This is a genomic window from Sphingomonas sanguinis NBRC 13937 (genome assembly GCF_001591005.1).
Lineage (GTDB): Bacteria > Pseudomonadota > Alphaproteobacteria > Sphingomonadales > Sphingomonadaceae > Sphingomonas > Sphingomonas sanguinis.
The window spans coordinates 38,989-64,922 of the sequence record NZ_BCTY01000005.1; the positions used below are offsets into that span (position 1 = coordinate 38,989).

24 protein-coding genes are annotated in these 25,934 nt (G+C 64.6%); 13 read left to right on the top strand and 11 right to left on the bottom strand.

From position 1 onward, the window contains the following. Positions 1-24: 24 nt before the first annotated feature. The gene (locus tag SSA01S_RS04365) at positions 25-306 is read right to left on the bottom strand and encodes an FtsB family cell division protein (protein ID WP_240954765.1); all 282 of its coding nucleotides are present in this window, start codon (positions 304-306) and stop codon (positions 25-27) included. Positions 307-371: 65 nt separating this feature from the next. After that, a complete protein-coding gene (gene eno / locus SSA01S_RS04370) occupies positions 372-1,652 on the bottom strand; it encodes a phosphopyruvate hydratase (RefSeq protein ID WP_061779389.1) in 1,281 nt (426 codons plus the stop codon). Positions 1,653-1,811: 159 nt separating this feature from the next. Here eno and SSA01S_RS04375 point away from each other — a divergent pair, with 159 nt between their 5' ends. The 5 genes from SSA01S_RS04375 to SSA01S_RS04395 all read left to right on the top strand — a co-directional run bounded on the left by SSA01S_RS04375 (position 1,812) and on the right by SSA01S_RS04395 (position 5,390). Then, the gene (locus tag SSA01S_RS04375; RefSeq protein ID WP_061779390.1) at positions 1,812-2,345 is read left to right on the top strand and encodes a hypothetical protein; all 534 of its coding nucleotides are present in this window, start codon (positions 1,812-1,814) and stop codon (positions 2,343-2,345) included. Next, positions 2,342-2,695: a phage holin family protein gene (locus SSA01S_RS04380; RefSeq protein WP_061779391.1), complete on the top strand. Its 354-nt coding sequence runs from the start codon at positions 2,342-2,344 to the stop codon at positions 2,693-2,695. The genes SSA01S_RS04375 and SSA01S_RS04380 overlap by 4 nt, the downstream gene beginning before the upstream one ends. Beyond that, the gene (locus tag SSA01S_RS04385; RefSeq protein ID WP_058715629.1) at positions 2,692-2,943 is read left to right on the top strand and encodes a DUF3618 domain-containing protein; all 252 of its coding nucleotides are present in this window, start codon (positions 2,692-2,694) and stop codon (positions 2,941-2,943) included. The genes SSA01S_RS04380 and SSA01S_RS04385 overlap by 4 nt, the downstream gene beginning before the upstream one ends. 52 nt (positions 2,944-2,995) lie before the next feature. Next, positions 2,996-3,439 carry a hypothetical protein gene (locus SSA01S_RS04390; RefSeq protein WP_240954760.1) on the top strand — a complete coding sequence of 148 codons (444 nt, stop codon included), beginning with the start codon at positions 2,996-2,998 and terminating at the stop codon, positions 3,437-3,439. A gap of 133 nt (positions 3,440-3,572) precedes the next feature. Further along, complete coding sequence (locus tag SSA01S_RS04395) at positions 3,573-5,390, top strand: DUF885 domain-containing protein (protein WP_061779393.1); 1,818 nt, start codon at positions 3,573-3,575, stop codon at positions 5,388-5,390. 21 nt (positions 5,391-5,411) lie between these two features. Here SSA01S_RS04395 and SSA01S_RS04400 read toward each other — a convergent pair whose 3' ends face one another. From SSA01S_RS04400 to cyoA, 7 genes are read right to left on the bottom strand one after another with little or no spacing between them, the layout of a single operon-like run. Continuing rightward, the gene (locus SSA01S_RS04400; RefSeq protein ID WP_061779394.1) at positions 5,412-5,945 is read right to left on the bottom strand and encodes a response regulator transcription factor; all 534 of its coding nucleotides are present in this window, start codon (positions 5,943-5,945) and stop codon (positions 5,412-5,414) included. A 3-nt stretch (positions 5,946-5,948) separates the two neighbouring features. Continuing rightward, complete coding sequence (locus tag SSA01S_RS04405) at positions 5,949-7,259, bottom strand: ATP-binding protein (RefSeq protein ID WP_439951130.1); 1,311 nt, start codon at positions 7,257-7,259, stop codon at positions 5,949-5,951. Then, positions 7,256-7,966 (bottom strand): SURF1 family protein, encoded by a 711-nt coding sequence (locus SSA01S_RS04410; protein ID WP_061779395.1) that lies wholly within the window; start codon positions 7,964-7,966, stop codon positions 7,256-7,258. The genes SSA01S_RS04405 and SSA01S_RS04410 overlap by 4 nt, the downstream gene beginning before the upstream one ends. Continuing rightward, positions 7,966-8,373: a cytochrome o ubiquinol oxidase subunit IV gene (gene cyoD / locus SSA01S_RS04415; RefSeq protein WP_058750986.1), complete on the bottom strand. Its 408-nt coding sequence runs from the start codon at positions 8,371-8,373 to the stop codon at positions 7,966-7,968. Before cyoD ends, SSA01S_RS04410 begins: the two co-directional genes overlap by 1 nt. Then, positions 8,370-9,008, bottom strand: a complete 639-nt coding sequence (gene cyoC, locus SSA01S_RS04420; protein WP_058715635.1) for a cytochrome o ubiquinol oxidase subunit III — start codon at positions 9,006-9,008, stop codon at positions 8,370-8,372. Before cyoC ends, cyoD begins: the two co-directional genes overlap by 4 nt. 3 nt (positions 9,009-9,011) lie before the next feature. Next, complete coding sequence (gene cyoB, locus SSA01S_RS04425; protein ID WP_061779396.1) at positions 9,012-11,006, bottom strand: cytochrome o ubiquinol oxidase subunit I; 1,995 nt, start codon at positions 11,004-11,006, stop codon at positions 9,012-9,014. 11 nt (positions 11,007-11,017) lie between these two features. Continuing rightward, on the bottom strand, positions 11,018-12,229 hold the full coding sequence (cyoA, locus tag SSA01S_RS04430) for a ubiquinol oxidase subunit II (RefSeq protein ID WP_082678227.1): 1,212 nt from the start codon (positions 12,227-12,229) through the stop codon (positions 11,018-11,020). A gap of 171 nt (positions 12,230-12,400) precedes the next feature. Between cyoA and SSA01S_RS04435 the strand changes: the two genes are divergently transcribed. From SSA01S_RS04435 to SSA01S_RS04445, 3 genes are all read left to right on the top strand, one after another. Then, complete coding sequence (locus SSA01S_RS04435; protein ID WP_061779397.1) at positions 12,401-13,735, top strand: MFS transporter; 1,335 nt, start codon at positions 12,401-12,403, stop codon at positions 13,733-13,735. 119 nt (positions 13,736-13,854) lie between these two features. Continuing rightward, positions 13,855-14,286, top strand: coding sequence for a DUF2147 domain-containing protein (locus tag SSA01S_RS04440; RefSeq protein ID WP_082794923.1), 432 nt, complete (start codon positions 13,855-13,857; stop codon positions 14,284-14,286). Between the two features lie 64 nt (positions 14,287-14,350). After that, entirely contained in the window at positions 14,351-14,623 is a 273-nt protein-coding gene (locus tag SSA01S_RS04445; protein WP_061779398.1) for a DUF1488 family protein, read from the top strand. A 15-nt stretch (positions 14,624-14,638) separates the two neighbouring features. On the opposite strand, the gene SSA01S_RS04450 is transcribed toward SSA01S_RS04445, so the two are convergent. Together SSA01S_RS04450 and SSA01S_RS04455 are read right to left on the bottom strand one after the other, a co-directional pair. Then, positions 14,639-16,687: an ATP-binding protein gene (locus SSA01S_RS04450; RefSeq protein ID WP_061779399.1), complete on the bottom strand. Its 2,049-nt coding sequence runs from the start codon at positions 16,685-16,687 to the stop codon at positions 14,639-14,641. A gap of 39 nt (positions 16,688-16,726) precedes the next feature. Continuing rightward, complete coding sequence (locus tag SSA01S_RS04455) at positions 16,727-18,532, bottom strand: glycoside hydrolase family 15 protein (protein WP_061779400.1); 1,806 nt, start codon at positions 18,530-18,532, stop codon at positions 16,727-16,729. 124 nt (positions 18,533-18,656) lie between these two features. On the opposite strand from SSA01S_RS04455, the gene SSA01S_RS04460 reads away from it, so the two are divergent. The 5 genes from SSA01S_RS04460 (at position 18,657) to malQ (ending at position 25,913) form a co-directional block, all read left to right on the top strand. Beyond that, a complete protein-coding gene (locus SSA01S_RS04460) occupies positions 18,657-19,790 on the top strand; it encodes a Gfo/Idh/MocA family protein (protein WP_061779401.1) in 1,134 nt (377 codons plus the stop codon). Positions 19,791-19,879: 89 nt separating this feature from the next. Continuing rightward, positions 19,880-20,143 (top strand): DUF2934 domain-containing protein, encoded by a 264-nt coding sequence (locus SSA01S_RS04465; RefSeq protein ID WP_061779402.1) that lies wholly within the window; start codon positions 19,880-19,882, stop codon positions 20,141-20,143. 93 nt (positions 20,144-20,236) lie between these two features. After that, positions 20,237-22,339, top strand: coding sequence for a glycogen debranching protein GlgX (glgX, locus tag SSA01S_RS04470; protein WP_061779403.1), 2,103 nt, complete (start codon positions 20,237-20,239; stop codon positions 22,337-22,339). After that, complete coding sequence (gene treZ, locus SSA01S_RS04475) at positions 22,336-24,030, top strand: malto-oligosyltrehalose trehalohydrolase (protein ID WP_061779404.1); 1,695 nt, start codon at positions 22,336-22,338, stop codon at positions 24,028-24,030. Before glgX ends, treZ begins: the two co-directional genes overlap by 4 nt. Beyond that, positions 24,027-25,913 (top strand): 4-alpha-glucanotransferase, encoded by a 1,887-nt coding sequence (gene malQ / locus SSA01S_RS04480; RefSeq protein WP_061779405.1) that lies wholly within the window; start codon positions 24,027-24,029, stop codon positions 25,911-25,913. Before treZ ends, malQ begins: the two co-directional genes overlap by 4 nt. The last annotated feature ends 21 nt before the right edge of the window (positions 25,914-25,934 follow it).

Sequence of the window (25,934 nt, forward strand, 5' to 3'; positions counted from 1 at the left end):
GCGGCCTTTCCGGGCCGCCCTTTCTCATTTCAGCGGAACGATCACCTCGTCGGGGTGAGCGACGTTCAGTTCCTTGCGCACCATCTCGTCAACCATGTCGGGATTGGCATGATCGGGGTCGAGTAGCGCGACGCGGTTCTTCAGGACCGTCCGCTTCTTGTCGAGTGCGGCATAGTCATGCTCGCGCTTCACCAACTGCCGCTGATACTCGCCATAAGCGAGCAGGCCATTGCGTCCCAGCACCGCATAGGCACCGAAGAACGCAACGATCGTCAGCCCCAGAGCGGGCAAGGCGGCCCGCTGCATGGTGCGGATAAAGGGCGACGTCTTTCTGGTCACGCTTCGCATAATCGTACCGTCGCCCTTCGATTTCAAGCGCGGATCAGGATATCGCGACCGGCATAACGTGCCGAGTCGCCCAGCTCTTCCTCGATGCGGATCAGCTGGTTGTATTTGGCGAGCCGGTCCGACCGCGCCAGCGAGCCGGTCTTGATCTGACCGCAGTTGGTGGCGACCGCCAGGTCGGCGATGGTCGCGTCCTCGGTTTCGCCCGAACGGTGCGACATGACGGCGGTATAGCGCGAACGCTGCGCCAGCGACACGGCCTCCAGCGTCTCGGTCAGCGTGCCGATCTGGTTGACCTTCACCAGCAGCGAGTTGGCATAGCCGCCCTCGATGCCCTTCTTCAGGCGCTTCGGGTTGGTGACGAACAGATCGTCGCCGACCAGCTGCACCTTGTCGCCGATCAGATCGGTCAGCGCCTTCCAGCCCTCCCAATCGTCCTCGGCCATGCCGTCCTCGATCGACAGGATCGGATACTGGCGGGTCAGGTTCGCCAGATACTCGGCCATCTCATGGCTCGACAGGATCTTGCCCTCGCCCGAGATATTGTACTTGCCGTCCTTGAAGAACTCGGTCGCCGCGCAGTCGAGTGCGATCATCACGTCGTCGCCCGGCTTGTACCCAGCCTTCTCGACAGAGGCCATGATGAAGTCGAGCGCTTCGTTGGTGGACGCGATGTTGGGAGCGAAGCCGCCCTCGTCGCCCACGCCGGTCGCCAGACCCTTTTCGTGCAGCGCCTTCTTCAGCGTGTGGAAGATTTCCGAGCCGCAGCGGACCGCTTCCATGATGTTCGCCGCACCGACCGGCATGATCATGAATTCCTGGAAGTCGATCGGATTGTCGGCATGTTCGCCGCCGTTGATGATGTTCATCATAGGCACCGGCAGCAGATGCGCCGAGACGCCCCCGACATACTTGTAGAGCGGCAGGCCGCGCGCCTCGGCCGCGGCTTTGGCCGCTGCCAGGCTGACGCCCAGGATCGCGTTGGCGCCCAGGCGCCCCTTGTTCTCGGTGCCGTCCAGTTCGATCATCGTGCGGTCGAGATCGGCCTGGTCCTCGGCATCCATGCCCAGGATCGCGTCGGTAATCTCGTCATTGACCGCCTCGACCGCCGCCTCGACGCCCTTGCCCATCCAGCGGCTCTTGTCGCCGTCGCGTTTCTCGACCGCCTCGTGCGCGCCGGTAGACGCGCCCGATGGCACGGCGGCACGGCCAAAGCTGCCGTCTTCGAGGAGCACGTCCACCTCGACGGTGGGATTGCCCCGGCTGTCCAGGATTTGACGCGCGTGGATGTCGATGATTGCGGTCACGTAACGATGCTCCTACATCAGCCTTGAAGGTCTCGGCGCGGCTCTATCGTGTGACTGTGCGAAGGGCAATTGCGGGAAAAGCATGGAACCGTGGTTCCGTTGCCGGGGTTAAGAGGCAAAACCGCCCGTTCACCCGGGCCAAATGGAAAGGGTTTTCCGATGGCTGACACCGACAGCACATTTCCCGCCGCCAACACTGGCGAGCCGAGCTTCGCCGGAAATACCGCCGTTGCCCATGAAGTCGCCGCGCCCAGCGTTGCTTTCGATAGCGAGGCCGAGGCGTCTAAGGCAAAGGCAGGGCTTGCCGATGCCAAGCAGCAGGTGAAGGAGGGCGCGACCAAAGTGCAGCAGCAGGCGGTCGACAAAATCCATGCGCTGGCGGGCGACGGCAAGGCCAAGGCGGGTTCCGCACTCGATCAGGTCGCGCAGATGCTGAACGATGCCGCCGTACAGGTCGATGAGAAGCTGGGCCAGCAATATGGCCAATATGCGCGATCGGCTGCCGATACCGTGACGTCGCTGTCGGGCGCGATCAAGGATAAGGATGTCGAGGAACTGCTCGACGACGCGCGCGCCTTCGTGACCAAGAGCCCGGCGATCGCGATCGGCGTTGCCGCCGCGCTGGGCTTCGTCTTGGCCCGTGTCGTGCAGTCGGGCATCGAAACCCGCCAGTCGGCCGACGGCGCCGCGTGACCCGGGTCGCCGAGACCCTGAGGGCGGTCACGCCGGAGCCGGAGACCCTGACCTCGCTGGTGTCACAACTGGTCGATGACGGACGCTCCTTCATCACCGCCGAGATCGATCTCGCCAAGGCGCGGGCGACCGACAAGATCGGGCGTTATCGCAGTGCGGCGATCTTTTTCGGCGTGGCGGCGGTACTTGGCCTTTCGGCTTTGATCGCGCTGCTGGTCGGCCTGATTTTCGCGCTCGCCCCGTTGACCGGGCCGTTTGCGGCAACGCTGATCGTGGTCGGTGTCGTGCTGATCGTCGCAGGTGTTCTGGCGATGGTCGGGAAGTCGCGTCTGTCGGGAGGCCAGTCATGACCGTCGCCGAAGCCGAAGCGCGCGCAGCCGAAGCGCGCGAGCGGATGAACCAGACTGCCTCGCGCATTCAGGCTCGCCTGGAGCCGAAGGCACTGGCCGCCCAGGCGAAGGAAGCGGGCATGTCCGCCGCATGTTCGGGTCTGGAGACCGCGAAGAACAACCCAGCCACCGTGGCAGGCGGTGTCGCGGTTCTGGGCTTGCTGCTCAACCGTCGGCGTATCGCCCGCCTGTTCAAACGCAAACGCTGATTTGGCGCGCCGGGACGAGTACCCGGCGGCACAGCCCAGAAGGATGTTGGCCATGACCACCGAGACGCATCAGAATCAGCAGACCGACGGCCTCCGCGAAAAGCTGGACCATGGTCGCGAAACCGCATCGCAGGCGCTGCACGACGCCAAGGACAAGGCGGGCGAGCTGGCGCACAAGACCGCACGCACGATCGAAGCCAACCCGCTCGGCATCCTGGTCGGCGGCCTCGCGGTCGGCGTGATCGCTGGCGCGCTTATCCCGCGTTCGGCGCGTGAAAAGGAAGTGCTGACCCCGCTCGGCAAGAAGCTGGGGGAGACGATTCGCCAGGCAACGCAGGCCGCACGCGAGACCGGCCTGCGTGAGCTGGAGGAAGCGGGCCTGACCAAGGACAATGCCAAGGATCGCGCGCGTTCGCTGTTCGACAATGTCGTGAAGGCCGCCAGCAATGCCGGGTCGGCCGCTGCCAAGGCCGCCACGAACAAGACGACCGTCTAAATCGCCATTTTTGGCGGCTTATCAGCGCCCTGCGATCCTGGTGCGATCACAGGGCGCTTTTCGTTGAACGGCTTGCGGGCAGGGAAAGGGCTTTCTACCAAGGTCGGATTGCTTCTCCTGTCGGGATACCCGCTTGCGCCTTCTCTCCCTTGCCATCGTTCTGGCCGTGTCGGCCACGCCTGCCCTCGCTCATGCCCAGGCCACTCCGATCGCCGCAGCCCAGCCCGGTGAGGGCAAGGAGGATGCCCGGCTGAAGCGGCTATTCCACGATAGCGATGAAGCCAGCCTGGCGCGCAACCCGATCAATGGGCTGTTCCGTGGCGATATGCGCCGCGCCGACCGGATCGGCGATTTCTTTTCCGATGCGTATATCAATGCCGAACGGGCGGCGGCCGAAAAGGACCTGAAGGACCTGGGCCAGATCAACCGGGCTGCGCTGACGCCGACCAATCAGGTCGCTTATGACGTCTTCCAGCAGCAGACGCAGACGACGCTGAAGGGACTCGACCCGGCGCTTGTCGCGCTGACGATCGTGCGGCCGATGGACCACTTCTACGGCATCCAGACCTTCTATCCCGAATTCGCCTCCGGCCAGGGTGCGGCACCGTTCAACACGGTGGCCGATTACGACAACAACCTGAAGCGTAACGTCGAATATGCCCGCCTGCTCGACGAAGCGATCGTCCGCTTCCGCCAAGGCATGGCCAGTGGTGTCGTCCAGCCCAAGCTGGTCGTGCGCAACATGATCGCGCAGTTCGACAATCTGCTGGCGGGGCCTGTCGAGGACTCGACTTTCTATGGCCCGGTGAAGCGCTTCCCCGCCACCATTCCGGCGGCGGAACAGGCACGATTGAAGGCGGCCTATGCGACGCAGATACGCGACGTCATCCTGCCCGCCGAGCGTCGGATGCGGAGTTTCCTGGCCGACACCTATCTACCCGCCGCGCGGGATAGCGTCGGTCTTTCGGGCATGAAAGGCGGCGACCGTCTTTATAGCTATCTGATCGAACAGAACACGACCCTGCCGCTCAAGGCGGAGGATGTGCACCAGCTCGGCCTGTCCGAAGTCGCGCGTATCCTGAAGGCGATGGAGGTTCAGAAGAAGGCGGTCGGCTTCAAGGGCAGCTTGGCGGAGTTCTTCACCTTCCTGCGCACCGACCCGCAATTCGCGCCCAAGAGCGCCGCCCAGCTCCGCGAGGGGTATGAGGCGATCGGACGCCGGATCGACGCACGTATCCGTGAGCAATTCTCGCTGATCCCCAAGACGGCGCTGGAAATCCGCCCGGTTCCGGCTTTCAAGGAAAAGACCGATGCAGGCGGCTCGTACCAGGGCGGTACGCCGGACGGGACGCGGCCGGGGGTGTTCTATTACAACACCTACGACCTGCCATCCCGCTACATGTGGGAGATGGAGACGCTGTACCTGCACGAGGCGGTGCCGGGCCATCATTTCCAGATCAGCCTGGCACAGGAAAATGCCGCCCTGCCCGCCTTCATGCGCTTCGGCGGCAACACCGCCTATGCCGAGGGTTGGGCGCTCTATGCCGAGACGCTGTGGCCTGAACTGGGCATGGAGACCGATCCCTATCAACGGATGGGCGGCCTGAGCGACGAGATGCTGCGCGCCATGCGGCTGGTGGTCGATACGGGCATCCATGCCAAGGGTTGGACGCGCGACCAGGCGATCGAATATATGCTCGCCAACTCCCCCATGGCGCGAACCGACGCGACCGCCGAGGTCGAGCGCTATATCGCCATTCCGGGCCAGGCGCTGGCCTACAAGATCGGCCAGCTGACGATAAGCCGCCTGAAGGCGCAGGCCAAGGCGGAGCTGGGCGCGAAGTTCGATCCCCGCCGCTTCCACGCCGAAGTACTCGACACCGGCGCGCTGCCGATGCCGGTGCTGGAGAAGAAGATCGCCGACTGGATCGCGGCCGAAAAGCGCCGCTGATCTGTTGGGAGAAGCGCCGTGTCAGGGGACGTGGCGCTTCTCCAGTTTCCGCGCCAGCGTCCGGCGGTGCATCCCCAACCGCCGCGCGGTTTCCGAGATGTTGAAGTTCGTCTCGGCTAGCGTTTCGTTGATCCGCTCCCATTCCAGCGTCTTGATCGAACTGGGCCGGTCGGTGATCGCGGTCGTCGCGTCGCCGCCCGCCTTGTGGAAGGCCGCCTCGATGTCGTCGGTGTTCGACGGCTTGGCAAGATAGTGGCAGGCGCCCAGCTTGATCGCCTCCACCGCCGTGGCGATACTGGCAAAGCCGGTCAGCACGACGATCAACATGCCCGGATCATGCGCATGAAGCGTCTGGACACAGGCAAGGCCCGAGGCCTGGCCCAGCTTAAGGTCGACCACCGCGTAACGCGGCGTGGTCTCGCGCAGCACGGCGACCAGCGCATCGGGGCTGGCCGCGACCCACACCCGGTAGCCACGTCGCTCGAAAGAGCGTTGCAGGGTGCGGGCGAAGGTCTCGTCATCCTCGACGATCACCAACGTGCGTTCGTCGTCCATATCCTACTCCCGATCCGAAACGCCGATCATGCTTAAAGGTAGGGTCAGCGTCACCACCGCGCCACCCTCCGGCCGGTTCGTCGCCTCGATCCGGCCACCCAGCTTGCGCACGACGCTGGACACCAGGAACAGGCCGACGCCGTGCCCCTCGCCCTTGGTCGACTGCTGGGGACGGCCGACCTGCGACAGGGTGGCGGAGGTAAAGCCAGGGCCGCAATCGGTGACCCGTACGGCAACCGCCCCACCCTCGCGCGTGACGCTCAGGCCGACCCATGCAGGTGACGCCTCGGCCGCATTGTCGAGGACGTTCCACACCGCCTGCTTGATCGCCGGGTCGGAGACGATCGCGGCATCGTCATCGGTGCGGTGATAGTCGAGCGTCACCTGCGCATGGCTCTGTCGCCATTCGTCGACGATGGTATCGATGAAGCGCCCGACCTCGGACAGCTCCGCTGCCTCGCCGCGCGGTTCGCCCGCCGATTGCAGGATGCGGGTGACGATCGCCTTGCAGCGCTGCACCTCCGCCTGCATCTCGGCGATCTCACCCATCAGCTCGGCATCGTCGCGCAGCTTCGGCACGCGTCGCCAGTCGCTCAGGATCACCGACAGGCTGGCCAGCGGCGTGCCCAGTTCATGGGCCGCGCCGGACGCGAGCAGGCCCATCCGAACGATATGCTCCTCCTCCGACGCCTGTTGCCGCAGGTCGGCGAGGCGCGCGGCGCTGCGGCGCAAATTGTGGCTGATGCGGGTGACGAACAGGATCAGCAGCCCGGCCACCAGCGCAAAGCCCAGCCAATTGCCCAACGTATGCAGTCCGGCAATATCGCCGAACAGCCAGGGCGGAAAGCTGAGCGGTCGGTGGTGCAGCGACAATAGACCGAAGCATACGCCGGTGATCCCCGCCAGCGCCCAGGCCGACCATGTCTCCAGCAACACCGCCCCCAGCACGACCTGGATGAGATAGAGTGAGATAAACGGGTTCGTGGCTCCGCCTGCCAGGAACAGCTGGAGCGTCAGCGTACCGACGTCAAACATCAGCGCGAACAGCAGTTCGGTATTGGTGATACGGTGGAAACGCAACCGGACATGGCTGAGCAGGTTGATCGCCACCGCCATCACCAGCACGCCCATCATCGCGGGCACGGGAAGCTGCACACCCATGACGCGATTGACGAACAGGATCGTCACCAGCTGCCCCGCCACCGCCATCCAGCGCAGGTGGATGAGCTGGCGCATATTCGCCGTGCCCGCCGTCGGATCGGGCTCGCGCGGGCGCATCGTGAAGGGCAGGAAGGGCGGCTCGCCCGAGGTCACTCGCGCCCCCGCCGCCACAGGATGACGAGGCCGACCACCGTCAGCAGCGCGAGCGCGAACCATGTCAGCGCGTAGGAGAGATGGCTGTTGCGAAAGGCGACCACGGTCAATCCGCCGACCGGATAGCCACCCGGATTGGGGCTGGCGTCGGCATCGATGAAATAGGGAGCGACCGGTCCCAGTCCCTTGGCCTTGGCGATGGCCGCGACATCGCGCGAATACCAGCGATCGGCGGCAGGCTCGTTCGAGCGGAGGAAGCCGCCCCCCGGCTCGGTCACGCGGACCAAGCCCGTCACGCGCACCGGTTCTTCGGGGCGGCTATGGTCCTGCCGCTTCTCGGGCGGGACGAAACCGCGATTGATGAGGATGGTGAAATTCGGCCCGACCAGTGGCGTCAGCACCCAGTAACCGGGGCCGCGTTCGGTCACCGCCTGGACGAAAGTTTCGCGATCGTTGCGAAAGCGCCCCTGCGCGGTGACCCGACGGTATACGTCGGACTGGTCGGCTGAGCGTGGTGCCGCGACGGGCGCGGCATGGAGCCGCGCGTCAACGGTCGCGATCAGGTCCAGCTTCCAGACCCGGCGCTGCAACTGCCAGACGCCGAGTGATACAAACCCCGCGACCAGGGCCAACCCGATCGCGGTCAGGATCGCCAGCGTCAGCGGCGAGCGGCCGCGCCGCCCCCCGCCGACGCCAGCATCCGTCATTACATGCCACCGCCCAGTTGGGCGGCCATGTCGGGCATCATGTTGGTGTTCATGTGATACATGACCCAGATCGATCCGCTCAGCGTAATCACGACGAGCACGGCGGTAAAGACCAGCGCCATCATCGTCCAGCCACCCTCCGACTTGGTGTTCATGTGGAGGAAGTAGATCATGTGGACGACGATCTGGACAAAGGCCAGACCCATGATGACCAATGCGGTCGTCTGGGTATCGCCCAGCGCGCCGGTCATGACCGCCCAGAACGGAATGGCCGTCAGGATCACCGACAGCACGAAGCCGATCATGTAGCCCTTAAGCGAACCATGACCGTGGGTGTCGCCATGCGCATGGGCATCATGGCCGTGGTCGGCGTGGTCGCCATGACCATGAGGGTTATGAGCGCTCAACGGAGAACTCCCAGCAGATAGACAAAGGTGAAGACGCCGATCCAGACGACGTCCAGGAAGTGCCAGAACATCGACAGGCACATCAAGCGGCGCTTGTTCGCCTCGATCAGGCCGAAGCGACCGACCTGCACCATCAGCGTGACCAGCCAGATCGAACCGAAGGTGACGTGCAGACCGTGCGTACCGACCAGCGTGAAGAAGGACGACAGGAAGGCCGAACGCTGCGGACCCGCGCCCTCATGGATGAGGTTGGCGAATTCGTAGAGTTCGATCGACAGGAAGGCGAGACCGAACAGGCCGGTGATGCCCAGCCAGATCAGCGTGTTCGACTTCTGGTTCTTCTCCATCGCGATCATGGCGAAGCCGTAGGTGATCGACGACAGCAGCAGCATCGAGGTGTTGAGCGCGACCAGCGGGAGCTCGAAAATCTCCCGCGGGGTCGGCCCGCCTGCATAGCTTGTCCCCAGCACGCCATAGGTGGCGAACAGGATGGCGAAGATGAGGCAGTCGCTCATCAGGTACATCCAGAAGCCGATGGCCGTCGAGCCACCGCCTTCGTGATGATGATCCTCGTCCTCGACCAGGTAATAGGTCGGGTTCTTGGCCGGATCGGCGCTCAGAACGTCGGTCGACATGGATCAGGCTCCCTGCCCGAGCAGACGACGCCGCTCGCTTTCCGTAGCCACGACTTCCTCGACGGGAATGTAATAGTCGCGGTCATAGTTGAACGTGTGCCAGATGGCGACGACGACGACACCGATCAGGCCGAAGGCGGCGAGCCACCACATGTACCAGATCATGCCGAACCCGGCAGCCGTCGACAGGGCGGCGATGATCACGCCGGTGCCCGTGTTCTTCGGCATGTGGATCGGACGATAGCCCTCGACCGGCGCCTGCGCCTTCTTGTCCTTCATGTCGTACCAGGCATCCAGCTCATGGATGACCGGCGTGAACGCGAAGTTGTAATCCGGCGGCGGGGATGAGGTCGCCCATTCCAGCGTACGGCCGTTCCAGGGATCGCCCGTCACGTCGCGCAGCTCTTCCTTCTTCCAAATCGACACACCGATCTGAACCAGGAAGGCCCCGATGCCACCCGCGATCATCAGCGCACCCAACAGGGCAACGACGAAGTAGATCTGCAGCGACGGATCGTCGAAGTGATGGAGGCGACGCGTCACGCCCATCAGACCCATGATATAGAGCGGCGTAAAGGCGACCCAGAAGCCGACGACCCACAGCCAGAACGACACCTTGCCCCAGAACTGGTTGAGCTTGAACCCGAAGGCCTTGGGCCACCAGTAGTTGATCGCGGCAAAGGCACCGAACAGCACGCCGCCGATGATCACGTTGTGGAAGTGCGCGATCAGGAACAGCGAGTTGTGCAGCACGAAGTCGGCAGGCGGAACGGCCAGCAGAACGCCGGTCATGCCACCGATCGAGAAGGTCAGCATGAACGCGATGGTCCACATCATCGGCAGCTCGAACCGGATGCGCCCCTTGTACATGGTGAACAGCCAGTTGAAGATCTTCGCGCCCGTCGGGATCGAGATCACCATGGTGGTGATGCCGAAGAACGAGTTGACGCTGGCACCCGAGCCCATGGTGAAGAAGTGGTGCAGCCAGACCAGGTACGACAGGATCGTGATGACGATCGTGGCGTAGACCATCGAGGTATAGCCGAACAGGCGCTTGCCCGAGAAGGTCGAGGTGACTTCCGAGAACACGCCGAACAGCGGCAGGATCAGGATGTACACCTCCGGGTGACCCCAAATCCAGATCAGGTTCACGTACATCATCGGGTTGCCGCCGAGATTGTTCGTGAAGAAGTTGGTGCCGACATAACGGTCGAGCGACAGCAGAACCAGCGTTGCGGTCAGCACGGGGAAGCTGGCGACGATCAGGACGTTCGCGCACAGCGAGGTCCAGCAGAACACCGGCAGCTTCATCATGGTCATGCCCGGCGCGCGCATCTTGATGATGGTCGCGATCAGGTTGATGCCCGACAGGGTGGTGCCGACACCGGCCACCTGCAGTGCCCAGATATAATAGTCGACGCCGACATCGGGACTGAAATCAAGCTCCGACAGCGGGGGGAAGGCCAGCCATCCGGTCCGCGCGAACTCGCCGATGAACAGCGAGGCCATGACCAGCACGACGCCACCTGCGGTCATCCAGAAGCTCAAGTTATTGAGATAAGGGAAGGACACGTCGCGCGCACCGATCTGGAGCGGCACCACATAGTTCATCAGGCCGGTGATGATCGGCATCGCCACGAAGAAGATCATGATGACGCCGTGCGCGGTGAACACCTGGTCGTAGTGATGCGAGTTCAGGAAGCCCTGGTTATCGCCGAACGCGATCGCCTGCTGCCCGCGCATCATCAGCGCGTCGGCAAAGCCGCGCAGCAGCATGACGATGCCCAGCACCATGTACATGATGCCGATGCGCTTGTGATCGACCGTGGTGAACCACTCCTTCCAGAGATAGCCCCACAGCTTGAACTTGGTGATCAGCGCCAGCACCGCGATGCCGCCGACCGCGACACCCAGGAAGGTGCCGACGACGATCGGCTCGTGGATCGGCAACGATTCGATCGATAGCCGTCCGAAGATGGTCTTTATGATGTTTTCCATGATGGCGTGCCTCAGCCGCGACCCGCACCGGCATGACCAAAGGTCTGCGGGCCGGGGGTCTGCGGGATGGAAAGGAAGGACATACGGCGGTTCTTCATCTCACCGGCATCCTGCGCGCCGTTGGACGGCGTGGGCTCCAGGCTCTGGTGCGGCGAGACCTCGATTTCCTCGGGCGACTTTTCCAGCGCGCCCTTGGTCCGCTCCCCGTGCATCGGGCCGGTGTTGTTGACGGGCGGATTGCCCTCGCCGACCTTCATCTTGTGCGGATCGCCGCCACCGGTCATCCGGTCGTGCATCATCACGTCCGACATGCACGGCGTGTTGTCCGCCACGCAGCGGTTGACGACTCGGTCGAACAGGCCGCCCTGGACGCCGTTGAAGTACATGGCGGGCACATACTCGCTGGGCTTCTCGACGGTCAGGAAGGCCGCGCGGGTCAGCTGACCCTGTCCCTTGCCCTGCCCGGCCTGCGACGTGCGGACCTTATCCACCCACTGGTCGAAACCGTTAGACTGCAGCGCATAGACGGGGAAATTCATGCCGGAGAAGCCCGCACCGCTATAGTGCGACGACAGCCCCTTGAACGTGCCCTCGCGGTTCAGGACCGCGTGCAGCTTCGTCTCCATGCCGGGCATGGTATAGATCATGCCCGCCATCGCGGGGATGTAGAAGGCGTTCATCACCGAGGTGCCGGTCAGGCGGAACTCGACGGGTCGGTCGACCGGCAGCGCCAGCTCGTTGACCGTCGCGATGCCCTGTTCGGGATAGATGAACAGCCACTTCCAGTCGAGCGCGACGACCTGGACTTCCAGCGGCTTGACGCCCGCCGCAACCGGCTGGCCCGGTGCAGTGCGCTCGATCGGGCGATAGGGATCGAGCAGGTGCGTGCTGGTCCACGTCACCGCGCCCAGGCAGATGATGATGAGCAGCGGGGCCGACCAGATCACCAGCTCGAGCATGGTCGAATGGTCGAACTCGGGATCATATTCGGCTTCGGTGTTGCTCTTGCGATAGCGCCACGCGAACAGCACCGTCAGCGCCATCACCGGAATGATGATGAGCAGCATCAGGGCCGTCGCGATCAGCACCAGATCGCGTTGCTGCACGGCAACGTCACCGGCAGGGTTGAGCACGACCGCGTCGCATCCCCCCAGCATGGCCAGGAGGGGCAAGGCGGCCCAGCGAAGAGGGCGCAGGCGCGCAAGGCTCGACGAATGAGACATATGGAAAGCGCCGCTACGCCTTTGCTGCACCTGCGCACATTGGACAGTTTGTCCAATCCCCCCCGGCCACCGAAAGGCGCATAGGCGCAGCAGAATGGCGGTCCTGCGCGGTCTTTTCGCATCGCAGTTGGCCCGCCTTAGGTACAGGTAAGAAGTCAGGACTGGCAGCCGATGAGCGCAGAGTTAACCGCATCGACCTCGACGCCCCTTGAGCGGGACGCGCAGTTGGTCAATGCCCGCGATCCGCACCATGTCGCGCCGGGCGATATCGCCATCGGCGTCATTATTGGGCGTACGTCGGAGTTCTTCGACTTCTTCGTGTACGCCATCGCTTCGGTGCTGGTGTTCCCGTCGCTGATCTTTCCATATGTCGATGCGCTGACCGGCACGCTTTACTCGTTCGCGCTGTTCTCGCTGGCGTTCATCGCGCGGCCCATCGGCACCTTCATCTTCATGGCGGTCGACCGCAGCCTGGGTCGCGGAGTCAAGCTGACCATCGCGCTGTTCCTGCTCGGCGGCTCGACCATGGCCATCGCCTTCCTGCCCGGCTATGCGCAGATCGGCACGTCGGCGGCCGTGCTGCTCGGCATCTTCCGCATCATGCAGGGCCTGGCCCTGGGCGGCGCCTGGGACGGCCTACCCTCGCTGCTGTCGCTGAACGCGCCGGAGCGTCGTCGCGGCTGGTACGCCATGATCCCGCAGCTGGGCGCGCCGCTCGGCCTGCTGGTCGCCAACGGCCTGTTCGCCTTCTTCCTGACGACGCTGAGCACCGCTGACTTCCTGGACTGGGGCTGGCGCTATCCGTTCTTCGTGGCCTTCGCGATCAACGTGGTGGCGCTGTTCGCCCGCCTGCGGATCGTCGCGACGCCGGAATTCCAGCGCCTGTTCGAGACCCGCGAGCTTCAGCCCGCACCGGTTGGCGAGACGATCCGGGCCGAAGGCCGCACCGTCCTGCTGGGCGCGTTCGCACCGCTCGCCAGCTTCGCGATGTTCCATATCGTCACCGTGTTCCCGCTGTCCTGGGTCGTGCTGTTCAACAAGGAACGCCCGCAGGACTTCATGATGATCGAAATCGTCGGCAGCATCGTCGGCGTCATCGCGATCCTCGCCTCGGGCAAGATCGCCGACCGGGTGGGTCGCCGCACCCTGCTGGGCGCGTCGGCTGCCGCGATCGCCGCTTATGCGGGCTTCGCGCCGCAGTTGCTGAGCCAGGGTGGTGTCGGCGAGACCATCTATATTGTGCTCGGCTTCCTGCTGCTCGGCCTGGGCTTCGGCCAGTCGTCGGGCGTCATTAACTCGGGCTTCTCGCCGCTGCGTCGCTATACCGGTGCCGCAATCACGTCGGATCTGGCCTGGCTGCTGGGTGCGGGCTTCGCGCCGCTGGCCGCGCTGCTGCTGTCGAGCAATTTCGGGCTGTTGTCGGTGGGTGTCTACCTGCTGTCGGGCGCGGTCGCGACGCTGGCGGCACTGGGCATCAACAAGGAACTTGCCAAGCGCGCGTCGTAACGCGGACCGCGATCTTCGGTATGAAAACGGCCGGCGGGGCGACCCGTCGGCCGTTTTGCTTTGGGCTTGCGCCATCCTACATTCATCCTGGCCGCGTATCAGGCCGGGCAGGAGGCGTTATGAAGATAGGCAATTGGCGCAAGGCCGTGACAGCCATGGCATTGGCAAGCGGCGGACTTTTCGCGAGCGCAGCGGATGCGCGGGTTCCGACCGGAACCTGGGCCAACCCCTCCAACACGGTTCAGGTGCGCTTCGCCCCCTGTGGTCGGGGACGCGATGCGCAGTTGATGTGCGGCACCGTCGTCTGGGCCAGCGAACAGGCCAAGGCGGATGCCCAGCGTGGCGGCTCCCCACGCTTGGTAGGCACGCCCTTGTTCACCGATTTCGAGGAAGAGGAACCCGGCCGCTGGGCAGGAACGGTCTTCATCCCCGATATCGGCCGAGAGGTCGAGGGCACCATTACCCAGATCGACGCCCGCACGCTCGTCGGCGAGGGCTGCCTGTTCGGGCGGCTGGGGTGCAAGGAACAGCGCTGGCACCGAGTCAAATAACGCCGCGCCATGGAACCGCCGCGCGTTTGCGGCGTCCCCGACGCGGTAGCAAGAAAGGGCAGATATGGCTGAAGATACGCTGACAGTGGTTGCGGGCACGGTCGAGGACAATGTGTCTGACCGGCAGGTCGAATTCGTCGGGGAGTTGGACGGCGAGGAATATCAGTTCGCGGCCCAATACGACCTTCTCGAAGCGTTGAGCGGTGACGTGCCGGACGGCGACGCCGTGGAACTGTTCGAGCGCTATTCCGACGACATATTGGAAGCGGCTCAGACCGCGCTTGTCCGCGACATGACCCAGTCGCTGGTCGTGGTCAGCGAGAACGATCTCGACTGATCGTCCCAGCCAGGATCACTGGTCGAACAGTCGGTCCATCTGCTGCGCGAGCTCCGCCAAGGTATAGGGCTTGCGCAGCAGGGCAAAGCCATGGCTGCCCTCATCCGCGATGACCTGGCTATAACCGCTGGTCAGCAGGATACGGAGCCGAGGGTAAACCCGGCTGATCTCATGCGCGAAATCGATGCCCGACTGGCCGGGCATCATGACGTCGGAAAAGACGAGGTCGAACCGATCCGCGCCGGTCTTCAGCTCCTCCATTGCGGCGGCCGCGTTGGTCGCCGTGACGGTATGGCAGCCCAGCGTCTGTAGCGCCTCGACCGCGAACTGGCCGACTTCGATATTGTCCTCGACCACGAGGACGCGGCGCTCGGCGCGCTTGTGACCTGTCGCCATCGCCACGCGGCCTTCGCTGACCGGCAGACCGTCCACCTGTGGCAGGAGGAGGGTGAAGGTGGCCCCTTCGCCCGGCTGGCTGACGACATGGACGTCGCCACCCGACTGGCGTGCAAAGCCGAACACCTGGCTAAGGCCCAGGCCGGTGCCCGCCCCCAGCCGCTTGGTGGTGAAGAAGGGCTCGAAAATCTGATCGAGACGATCGGCCGGGATACCTTCGCCGGTATCGGTGATCGCGATCCGCACCTGACGCTCGCCCACCGCATCGGCCTCGGACCTCACCCGAATGGTCAGCCGCCCCTGCCCCGCCATCGCGTCCCGCGCATTGACCGCCATATTGACGATCGCGGTGTCGAGTTGGCTGCGGTCGACATGCGCGCGACACGGCACCTCCGCCAGATCGACGTCCAGTGCTATGCCCGGGCCGCACAGGGTCGTGATCATATCGACCAGCGATGTGATGCTGTCCCCGACATCGATAATCTCGGGAGTCAGCGGCTGGCGGCGCGCGAAGGCGAGCAGCTGCGCGGTCAGCTTGGCAGCGCGGTCGGCAGCGTCGGCGATGGCGTCGATCTGGCGCTGACGACGCTCGGCCGGGAACTCGGCGCGGCGGAGCAGGTCGATCGAGCCGCGAATGACGGTCAGCAGGTTGTTGAAGTCGTGCGCGACGCTGCCCGTCAACTGCCCGATCGCCTCCAGCTTCTGCGCCTGGCGCAGCTGTTCCTCGGTGGCGCGCAGCGCGGCCTCGGCCGCCTTTTGCTGGGTGATGTGGCGACCGACGGAAAAGACCTCGAACTCGCTGGAGGCCCCGACCCAGGCGATCCATTCGTAATGACCCTCGGCATGGCGCATCCTCAACTCGATCCGCGGCACGCCCCCTTCCAGCGAGGTACGCAGCGCGGCTCGCGCCCCCTCCCGATCGTCGGCATGGATGAAATCCATCACCGACCGGCCGATCAGGTCGCTTGCCTCATAGCCCAGCAAAACCCGCCACGCCGGGTTGATGCGGCGCATCGTCCCTTCGGGATCGATCACGGTCAGCAGGTCCGGCGATACGTCCCACATCCGGTCGCGTTCGGCGGTGCGCTCGACGATCCGCTGTTCCAGCGTGACGTTCAGCCCCCGCAACTCCTCCAGCGCTTGCGACAGTTGCTCCTGGCTCTCACGCAGGGCGGCATCGGCGTGGACGCGCGCGGTCGTTTCGTTGGTAAAGATGAACAGTCCGGCGACCTTGCCTTCGCCGTCCAGCACCCGCGAATAGGAAAAGGACCAGAAGGTGTGCGCCTCGCCCCGGTCGGTATCGAGCTTCCAGGGTAGATCGACGAAACGCTGGGTCCGGCCCGCCAGCGCATCGTCGATGATCGGCCGCGCCTGTTCCAGCGCATCGGCCCATACCTCGTCGAAGCGCGCGCCCATCGCCCAAGGCAGGCGCGGGCCCAGCAGCGGAAAATACGTCTCGTTGAAGAAGAAATGGAGATCCGGCCCCCAGGCCAGGATCATCGATTCGGGCGAATTGAGCACGAGGCTCAGCGGGATGCGGAAGGATTCGGGCCAATCCTGTGGCGGCCCCATCGGGTGCCCGGTCCAATCCCGTGCGAGGATCAGTCGTGTCGCCTCCCCTCCTCCTTCCAGAAAGGCCAGCTTCGGATCGGAGGAGGCGACACTCATCGCGCCGCTGCTAGCAAGTTGCGCGTCGCTTCGCCACCATCACAATTCCTCGCCCGCCAATGTCGCCGCCGCCTGGATGACGGCCAAATGGGTCAGCCCCTGTGGCATGTTGCCCAGATAATGGCCGGTCTTCGGGTCGATCATCTCGGCATAGAGCCCAGCACCCCGGCTATCGAGCGCCTCTGTCGCCGCGTCGAAGGCGGCCTGTGCCGCGTCGGTTTGGCCCAGGATCGCACGCGCCTCGATCATCCAGAAGGTGCAGGCGAGGAAACAGCCTTCCTCCTTCTGCACGCCCGAATAGCGATAGTGAAAGGCCCCCGCCGCCAATTCCTGGTCGATTGCGTCGAGCGTCCGGGCAAGCCGGTCCTGCCCATCGAAGCGAAAGCGAACCGCCAGCGCCAGGCTGGCATCAAGGGCGTCGCTGTGGGGGTGCATCAGATAGGCGCCACGCGCCTCCGACCAACAGTGCTCGCCGATCCACGCCTCGATCCGGTCGCGTTCGCGAGCCCAGCGGTCACGGCACGTCGTCGGGATTTGGCCCTCATCGGCCAGTTCGACCGCCCGCGCCAGCGCCTGCCAGCAGCTGATCTTCGACATGGTATAATGGCGTTCCTCGGGCAGCTCCCAGATGCCCGCATCGGGTTGCCGCCAGCGATCGGCGCAGTCGTCCGCCAAGTGGGAGAGCGTCTCCGCGCTGGATGTGTCGAGGAAGTTGCCACAAGCGACGAAGCGGCTCGCCGTCTCGAATATGTCGCCATAAATGCCGTGCTGGTGCTGGCCGCCCGCCAAATTACCGACGCGGACCGGCCGGGACCCACGATAGCCGCCGACCGCGATCTCGCGCTCTTCCGGCACGGGGTGCCCGTTCAGCGTGTAACAGACCTGCGGCTTGCCCTCGCCCAGCCGCTTGAGCAGCCAGGTAAAGGCTGCCTTCGCCTCGCCATGCGCGCCGATGCGCAGGAACGCCTTGATCGTATAGCCCGCATCACGAACCCAGGCGTAGCGATAGTCGTAATTCTTCTCGCCGCCGATCCCCTCGGGCAGGGATGTGGTCGCCGCCGCCGTGATCGCCCCGGTCGGCGAGTAGAGCAGCAGCTTCAGCGCCAGCGCGCTGCGCAGGATACGGTCGCGGTGGAGTTCGGGCACCTTCAGCCCGCTGGTCCATTGCCGCCACTCCCCGTCCGACAGGTCGATCCGCGCGTCGATCTGCTCGATATCCTGGCAGACTAGCGGCTCGTCCTCGCCCGCGATGATCGCGATGCGGGCGCGGTCGCCGGGCCCCACGGACGCCGTGCCGGTGACCAGCCCATCCTCGACCTGATCGATGGTCACATGCGCGCAGTGACGGAATACGCCCAGCACGCGGTCGACGTGAAAGACATTATGCCCGCCCGCCGGTGCGAAATAGGGGCTGACCGTGTCCGCCCGGCGGCTGAACCGCAGGGTGATGGCGAAGCGGACGAAGCCGTCCAGTCCCTCCACCCGGCGCGCCAGCTCCGCCCAAGGGAGCCGCCCGGCGGGGCCGCTGTTGAGGGATTCGACCAATTTCGCCCGGCCGCTGGCCGTGGTGAAGATCGTCTCCAACACGTTGCTGTGCGTGCGATAACGTCGCTCGACGGTGAAAGGCTCGACCGGTGTGATCGCGAATGTCCCGCCCCGTTCCCCGTCCAGCAGCCGGTCGAAGAGCGGCGCGGAATCCATGTTGGGTACGCACCACCAGTCGATGGCCCCGTCGGCCCCGCTCAGCGCGACACTGCGCCCATCGCCCAGCGCGGCATAGTTTTCGAGATCGAGAAATCCTTCGGCATCGCGCAGCGGATCGGCATGCTGGTCGGGAAGAGACACGGTGGCAGGCGCTCCACTGATACAGGTTAGGCGGCTGAAAACTCGCCAGACCCGTTAAATCTCCGTGGGACCTTCGTCGGATTGGCGCGTTGCAGCATCCGTTACGTCAATTGGGAGCATCGCCATGAACCTGGCATCGGCATTCGGTTTCGGCACGAAGAAGGTCCGCTACGCAGTCGTAGGGGCGGGCGACATCACCCAGTCGGCCATGCTGCCCGGCATCGAGCATACCGGCAATTCGGAACTGACCGCGATCGTCACCGGCGACGCCGAGAAGGGACGCCTGCTCGCCAAGAAATACGGCGTCGAGCATGTCTATTCCTATGACGAGTTCGACAAGCTGCTGACGGCGAATATCTGCGACGCCATCTATCTCGGCACCCCCAATTGGCGACATGCCGAATTCGCCATTCCGGCGCTGGACGCGGGCATCCATGTGCTGTGCGAAAAGCCGCTCGAGGTCTCCAGCGAGAAGGCCCGCGCCATTCAGGATGCCGAGCGACGCTCCACCGCCAAGCTGATGACCGCCTATCGCCTGCACTTCGAGCCGGGCACGCTGGCGGCGATCGAGAAGATCAGAAACGGCGAGCTGGGTGAGCTGGTCGGCTTTACCTCCTGCTTCGGGCAGAAGCTGGACCCCGACAATCACCGTGCCAAGCATGGTCTGGAAGCCGGGCCGCTCTTCGATATGGCGCCATACCCCATCAACGCCATCCGCTATTTGTTCGGCGCAGAGCCGGTCGCGGTCGAAAGCGCTGTTGCCACGCGCCAGCCGAGCGCAGGCCTGGGCGATCTGGACGATACCTTCGCGGTCGTCCTGCGGATGCCGGGCGACAAGCTGGCGAGCTTCACGGTCAGCTATGCGATGAACAATATCGACAGCCTGATCGTCGCGGGCATGAAGGGTTCGATCCATATGAGCCCGGCCTATGGCTTCCAATCGGGTATCGAGCATGACGTCACCATTGGCGACAAGCAAAGCCATGAGGAGTTCAAGCATACCGACCAGTTCGGTGGAGAAATGCGCTATTTCTCCGATTGCATCCTCAACGACCGCGATCCCGAGCCCGATGCGGAGGAAGGCCTGTCCGATCTGCGCGTGATTGAGGGGATCGTGAAGGCGATGGAGACTGGAAAGCGCGTCGAACTGCCGCCCTTTACCCGCACCCGCCGCATCGATCCGGCCAGCCAGCGCCAGACCCTTTCGGCGGTCCGTCCGCCCGAACAGGTCAAGGCAAAATCGCCCACCGGGAATTGATACGTATCAACGCGATTATGGGGGAGCATATTCTCTCCCATAATCGTTACGCTGGCGATGACAGTTGATGTCACGGCAGGGAGTCGACGGTGGATAACAGGCAGGAACAGCTTCGCGCGCGCGCTTACGACATCTGGCAGGCCGAGGGTGAGCCCCATGGCCGCGACCGCGAGCATTGGGAAATGGCGGAGCGGGAACTCACCATCCCCGATGCGGGTGTGAAGTCTCCTGAGCCCAAAAAACCGACCGCCGCTCGCTCGAAAAAGGCCACGCCCGTTGAAAAGACGGAAGTAACGGGGGCAGCGGAGGCGAAGCCCAAGACACGCAAGCCGCGCGCCGCCAAACCGGCCTGACGCCCATAGCGGGGCAACGCCCCTCAACATGACTGCGCCCTTCGCAAGGCACCATTCCACGGATCGTCATTCGACTTTTGCCGGAGAGATTTCTTGACCGAATTGCCCGACCAGATTCTGCCCGGCTCCGCCTATCCGCTGGGCGCCAGCTTCGATGGAGAGGGCGTCAACTTCGCCGTTTTCTCCGCCAATGCCGACCGTATCGAACTGTGCATCTTCGACTCGCAGGGCAAGCGCGAACTGAAGCGTTACACCCTGCCCGAATGCACCGACGAAGTGTGGCACGGCTATCTTCCCGATGTCGGGCCAGGCCTGCTCTATGGCTACCGCGCGCATGGACCTTACGAGCCTGAGGCCGGGCACCGCTTCAATCCGAACAAGCTGCTGCTCGATCCCTATGCCCGCAAGCTGCACGGCGAGATCAAATGGACCGATGCGCTGCACGGTTATCAGATCCGGTCGAAGAAGGAGGATTTGAGCTTCGACAAGCGCGACAGCGCCGCCGCCATGCCCAAGGCGGTGGTGGTCGACGATCATTTCGACTGGTCGCGCGATGTGAAGCCCAACACGCCTTGGTCCGAAACCGTGATCTACGAAGCCCATGTGAAGGGCCTGACCAAGCTGATGGAACTGGTTCCGCCGCGTGAGCGGGGCACCTATGCCGGGCTCGGCCATCCCGCGGTCATCAAGCATCTGAAGCGCATCGGCGTCACCGCGATCGAGCTTCTGCCGATCCACAGCTTCACGCAGGATCGGTTCCTGCAGGAAAAGGGGCTGCGCAACTATTGGGGTTATAACACGCTCGGCTTCTTCGCGCCCGAGCAGGCCTATTTCGCAACCGATACCCAGGACGAACTGCGCCGCGCAGTGCACAAGCTGCACAAGGCGGGGATCGAGGTTATCCTCGACGTGGTGTACAACCATACCTGCGAAGGATCGGAAAAGGGGCCGACGCTGTCCTGGCGCGGGCTCGACAATGCCAGCTATTACCGGCTGGTCCAGGATCAGCCGCGCTACACGATCAACGACACCGGCACCGGCAACACGCTGAACCTGTCCAAGGCGCGGGTGATCCAGATGGTGGCGGACTCGCTGCGCTACTGGGCGACCAGCTTTGGGGTCGACGGTTTCCGCTTCGACCTGGGGCTGACGCTGGGGCGTGAGGCGGATGGCTTTGATCCGGGTTCCGCCTTTTTTGACGTGCTGCGCCAGGACCCGGTGCTGGGCCGCCTGAAGCTGTTGACCGAGCCTTGGGACGTCGGACCGGGCGGCTATCAGCTCGGCAATTTCCCGCCCGGCTTTTCCGAGTGGAACGACAAGTATCGCGACACGGTACGCAAATACTGGCGTGGCGATCCTGGCCAGCGCGGCGATCTGGCGGCTCGACTGGCGGGCTCGGGCGATCTGTTCGACCGGCGAGCGCGGCGACCCTGGGCCAGCCTCAACATGCTGGCGGCGCATGACGGCTTCACCCTGGCCGACACGGTCATGTACGAACAGCGCCATAACGAGGCGAACAAGGAAGACAATCGCGACGGCCATTCGGAAAATTACTCGCGCAACTGGGGCGCCGAGGGGCCGACCGACGATGAAGGCATCAAGGACGCACGCGGTCGCGTGATGCGGTCGATGATGACGACCCTCCTCGCCTCGCTAGGCACGCCGATGATCGTGGCGGGCGACGAGTTCGGTCGGACGCAGCACGGCAACAACAACGCCTATTGCCAGGATAACGAGATCAGTTGGCTCGACTGGAAGGCCGCCGCCTCGGAGGAAGGTGAAGGAATGATCGCCTTCACCGCGCGGCTGGCCGAGTTGCGGCGACGCTATGTCGTGCTGCGCGCGCCGAGCTTCCTCTACGGGCAAGACACGCCGGGTCATGGCATCAACGATATCGAATGGTGGGACGAACGTGGCGAGCGACTGAGCCCCGAGGATTGGGACAATCCCGAAGGCCGCGCCCTTTTGATGCGCCGCGCGACCGCGACCGAGGATGGCGGGGTCGAAGCCGTGTCGCTGCTGCTTAACGCCTCGGCCGATCCGATCACCTTCACCCTGCCCCCGCCGCATGCCGCACGCACCGTCTTGATCGACAGCGCCAAGCCCGAGCAGGGCGAGATCGAGATCGGCGATAGCTATGAGGTCGGGCCGCAAAGCGCGGTGCTGATCACCTGGCAGGATGCGATCGAAGCATGACCGCCTGGGGCCCCGAACTACGCGACGGCGCCGACACCCGTTTCCGCCTCTGGGCCCTCGACCGAGAGGCGGTGACGCTGGAGATCGACGGCGCGCCTTCCGTGGCGATGCAGCGGGACGACGCAGGCTGGTTCACCGCGACCGCGCCTGCGTCGGCGGGCACGCGCTACCGATATCGACTGGATGCCGACCTAGCGGTGCCCGATCCGGCCTCCCGGCTTCAATCGGGGGGTGTCCATGGCTGGAGCGTGGTGGTCGATCCACGCTTCGCCTGGAGCGCGACCGAATGGCGTGGTCGGCCCTGGGAAGAGATGGTCATCTTAGAGGTTCATGCAGGCACGCTGGGCGGCTTCGAGGGTATTCGGGATAAGCTGCCCGCCATCGCCGCATCGGGCGTTACCGCGATCGAGCTGATGCCGGTCAACGCCTTTGGCGGCACCCGCAACTGGGGTTATGACGGGGTGCTGCCCTATGCGGTGGCCGAGCCCTATGGCTCGCCCGCCGAGTTGAAGACGCTGGTCGATACCGCCCATGGGCTCGGGCTCTCGGTGTTCCTCGATGTGGTCTATAATCACTTCGGGCCGGACGGAAATTACCTCAACGCCTATGCCAGCGCCTTCTTCCATCAGGATATCGACACACCCTGGGGCGGCGCCGTGGCGGTCGATGCCGATCCGGTGCATCGTTTCTTCGTCGACAATGCACTGATGTGGCTGCGCGATTATCGGATCGACGGGCTGCGCTTCGATGCCGTCCATGCCATCGCCAATGACGATTTCCTCGACCGGATGGCGGGCGAAATCCGCGCGGCGCTGCCCGAGCGGCATGTCCATCTGGTTCTCGAAAACGAGAAGAACGATGCCGAGCGCCTGCGGGCCGGATGTTATGACGCGCAGTGGAACGACGATTTTCACAACGTCCTTCACGTCCTGCTGACCGGCGAAACCAGTGCTTATTATGGCGACTTCGCCGATCGCCCGGCGGAACGTCTGGCGCGTTGCCTGAAGGAAGGCTTCATCTACCAGGGCGAAGGATCGCCCAACCATGACGGCAAGCCCCGCGGCAAGCCGTCGGGCGACCTGCCCAGCACCGCCTTCGTCGCGTTCCTTCAGAACCACGATCAGGTCGGCAACCGCGCCATGGGCGAGCGGCTGATCCGGCTGACCGATCGCGAGCGGCTCCGGGCCGCGACCGCGCTGCTGTTGCTCGGGCCGCAAATCCCCTTGCTGTTCATGGGCGAGGAAGAGGGCAGCGAGAGCCCCTTCCTGTTCTTCACCGATTTTCACGACGAATTGGCCGATGCGGTCCGCGAAGGCCGCCGCCGCGAGTTCGCCAAGTTCGACGCCTTCGCCGACCCCGAAGCGCGTGAGCGTATCCCCGATCCGAACGCCCGCAGCACGTTCGAGGCCTCTATTCCCGAACCCGGACCGGCGGCAGGCGAATGGCGGGCCCTGTATCGCGAGCTGCTGACCCTGCGACAGGTCCATATCGTACCGCGACTGAAAGGCGCAGTCGGCCTGTCGGCCAATGCCAGCGGAGAAGCGCGGGTCAAGGCGCGCTGGCGGATGGCGGACGGGGCCATGCTGACGATCCTGATCGATCTCGGTCCCGATCCACTGCCTTTGAAGCAGGAAGAGGGCACCATGATCTTCCGTGATAACGACCGCTTCGCCGCATGGATTTCCACATGAGCGACCTCCACGCCCGTGCCGAGGCGGCAGGGCTGTCGCGCGAGTGGCAGGATGCCAAGGGACAGGCGCAATGCGTGTCGGACGAGGCGTTGGCGGCGATCCTCGACCGGCTCGATACCGATCATGGCGAACCGGTGTTCGTTTCCAGCGAACTCGATCAGGCCATCGCATTGCCTGGCACGTGGCGCGATGGACCGGCGCAACTGACGCTCGACAATGGCGAGGTGCGGTCGGTCGTCCTGAACGACGGCATACTCCCAGCCATAGCAGACTGGGGCCATCATCGGCTGGAGCAAGGCGGCCGCAGCATCACCGTTGCGGTCGCCCCTGCCCGCTGCCCCGCGCCGCCGCCGGGGCGTCACTGGGGCAGCGCCGTCCAAATTCCGTCGCTTCGGGAAGGCGGCGGGGCCTATGGCGATTTTGCCAGCCTGGCGATGGCCGCCCGGACGCTGGGCCAGTCCGGCGCTTCGGCCCTTGCGATCAGTCCCGTCCATGCCCTCTTCCCCGCCGATGCCAGCCGGTTCAGCCCCTATGCCCCGTCGAGCCGCCTGTTCCGCAACATCTGGCTCGCTCCCGCTGGAGACCCAGTCAACGATTCTCCGCCGCTGATCGACTGGGCAACGGCGGCGCCCGACCGCTTGCGCGACCTCCGGCTGGCCTATGACCGACTGGATGATAAGAGCCGGTCGGACGTCGCCCGGTGGCGGCACGAGCAGGGCGAGCGGCTGGAAGCGCAGGTCCGTTTCGATGCGTTGCAAGCACATTTCTACGCTCGGGACCGGGCGCAGGGGTGGCGCGATTGGCCATCCGAATATCATGATCCGACCGGAGCGGCGGTGACCCATTTCGTGGCTGAGCATGAGGATGCGATCGCCTTCTACGCCTTTGCCCAATGGTGGGCCGACTGTGCACTGGCGCAGGCATCGACCGCCGCGCGCAAGGCGGGCATGGGCATCGGGCTGATCGCCGATCTCGCCATTGGCGTGGCGGCCGACGGAGCCGACAGCTGGAGCCGTCCGGGCGAGTTGCTGAGCGGCCTGTCGATCGGCGCGCCGCCCGATCCATTGGGCCCGGAGGGGCAGAATTGGGGCATTACCGCGCTATCGCCCTTCGCGCTGCGCCGACTGGGTTTCGCGCCCTTCATCCAGACGCTGCGCGCCGTCTTCGCGCACGCAGGCGGCATCCGTATCGACCATGCGCTTGGGCTGTGTCGTTTGTGGGTCATCCCGGAGGGCGCGCCGGCCGACCAAGGCGCCTATCTCGCGATGCCCTTTGCCGATTTGCTCCGCATCCTGCGGATCGAGGCACAGCGGGCCAATGACGGACGCGGTGCGATCGTGATCGGCGAGGATTTGGGCACCGTGCCTCCGGGTTTTCGGGACACCATGGCCGGCGTCGGGATGCTCGGGATGCGAGTGCTGCCGTTCGAGCGGGATGCCGAAGGCCGGTTCACGCGGCCGGAGCAGTGGGACGCACAGGCTATTGCGATGACCGCCACCCATGACATCCCGACCGTCCGGGGCTGGTGGACCGGTCGCGACCTCGACTGGCGGGCTAGGATCGCGGGTCGCTCGCTATCCTCCGAGGATAGCGAGCACCGCGCGCAGGAAAAGGCGGCGCTCTGGGCCATGATTGGCGAAGACACAGCCCCGCCGTCGGAACCAGAGCCCGTGGTCGATGCGGCCATCAAGGCCGTCGCGGCCACCCCCTGCCCGCTCGCGATCGTGCCACTCGAGGACCTGTTGGGCCTGGAGGAGCAGCCGAACCTACCGGGCACTATCGACGAGCATCCCAACTGGCGACGCCGCCTGCCCGAAACATTGGATGCAGCGTGCCGGAGCGAGGCGGTCGCTGCCCGCATCGCCATGCTCAATGCCCGCTGATCCCTCTTCAAGGACGCCGAC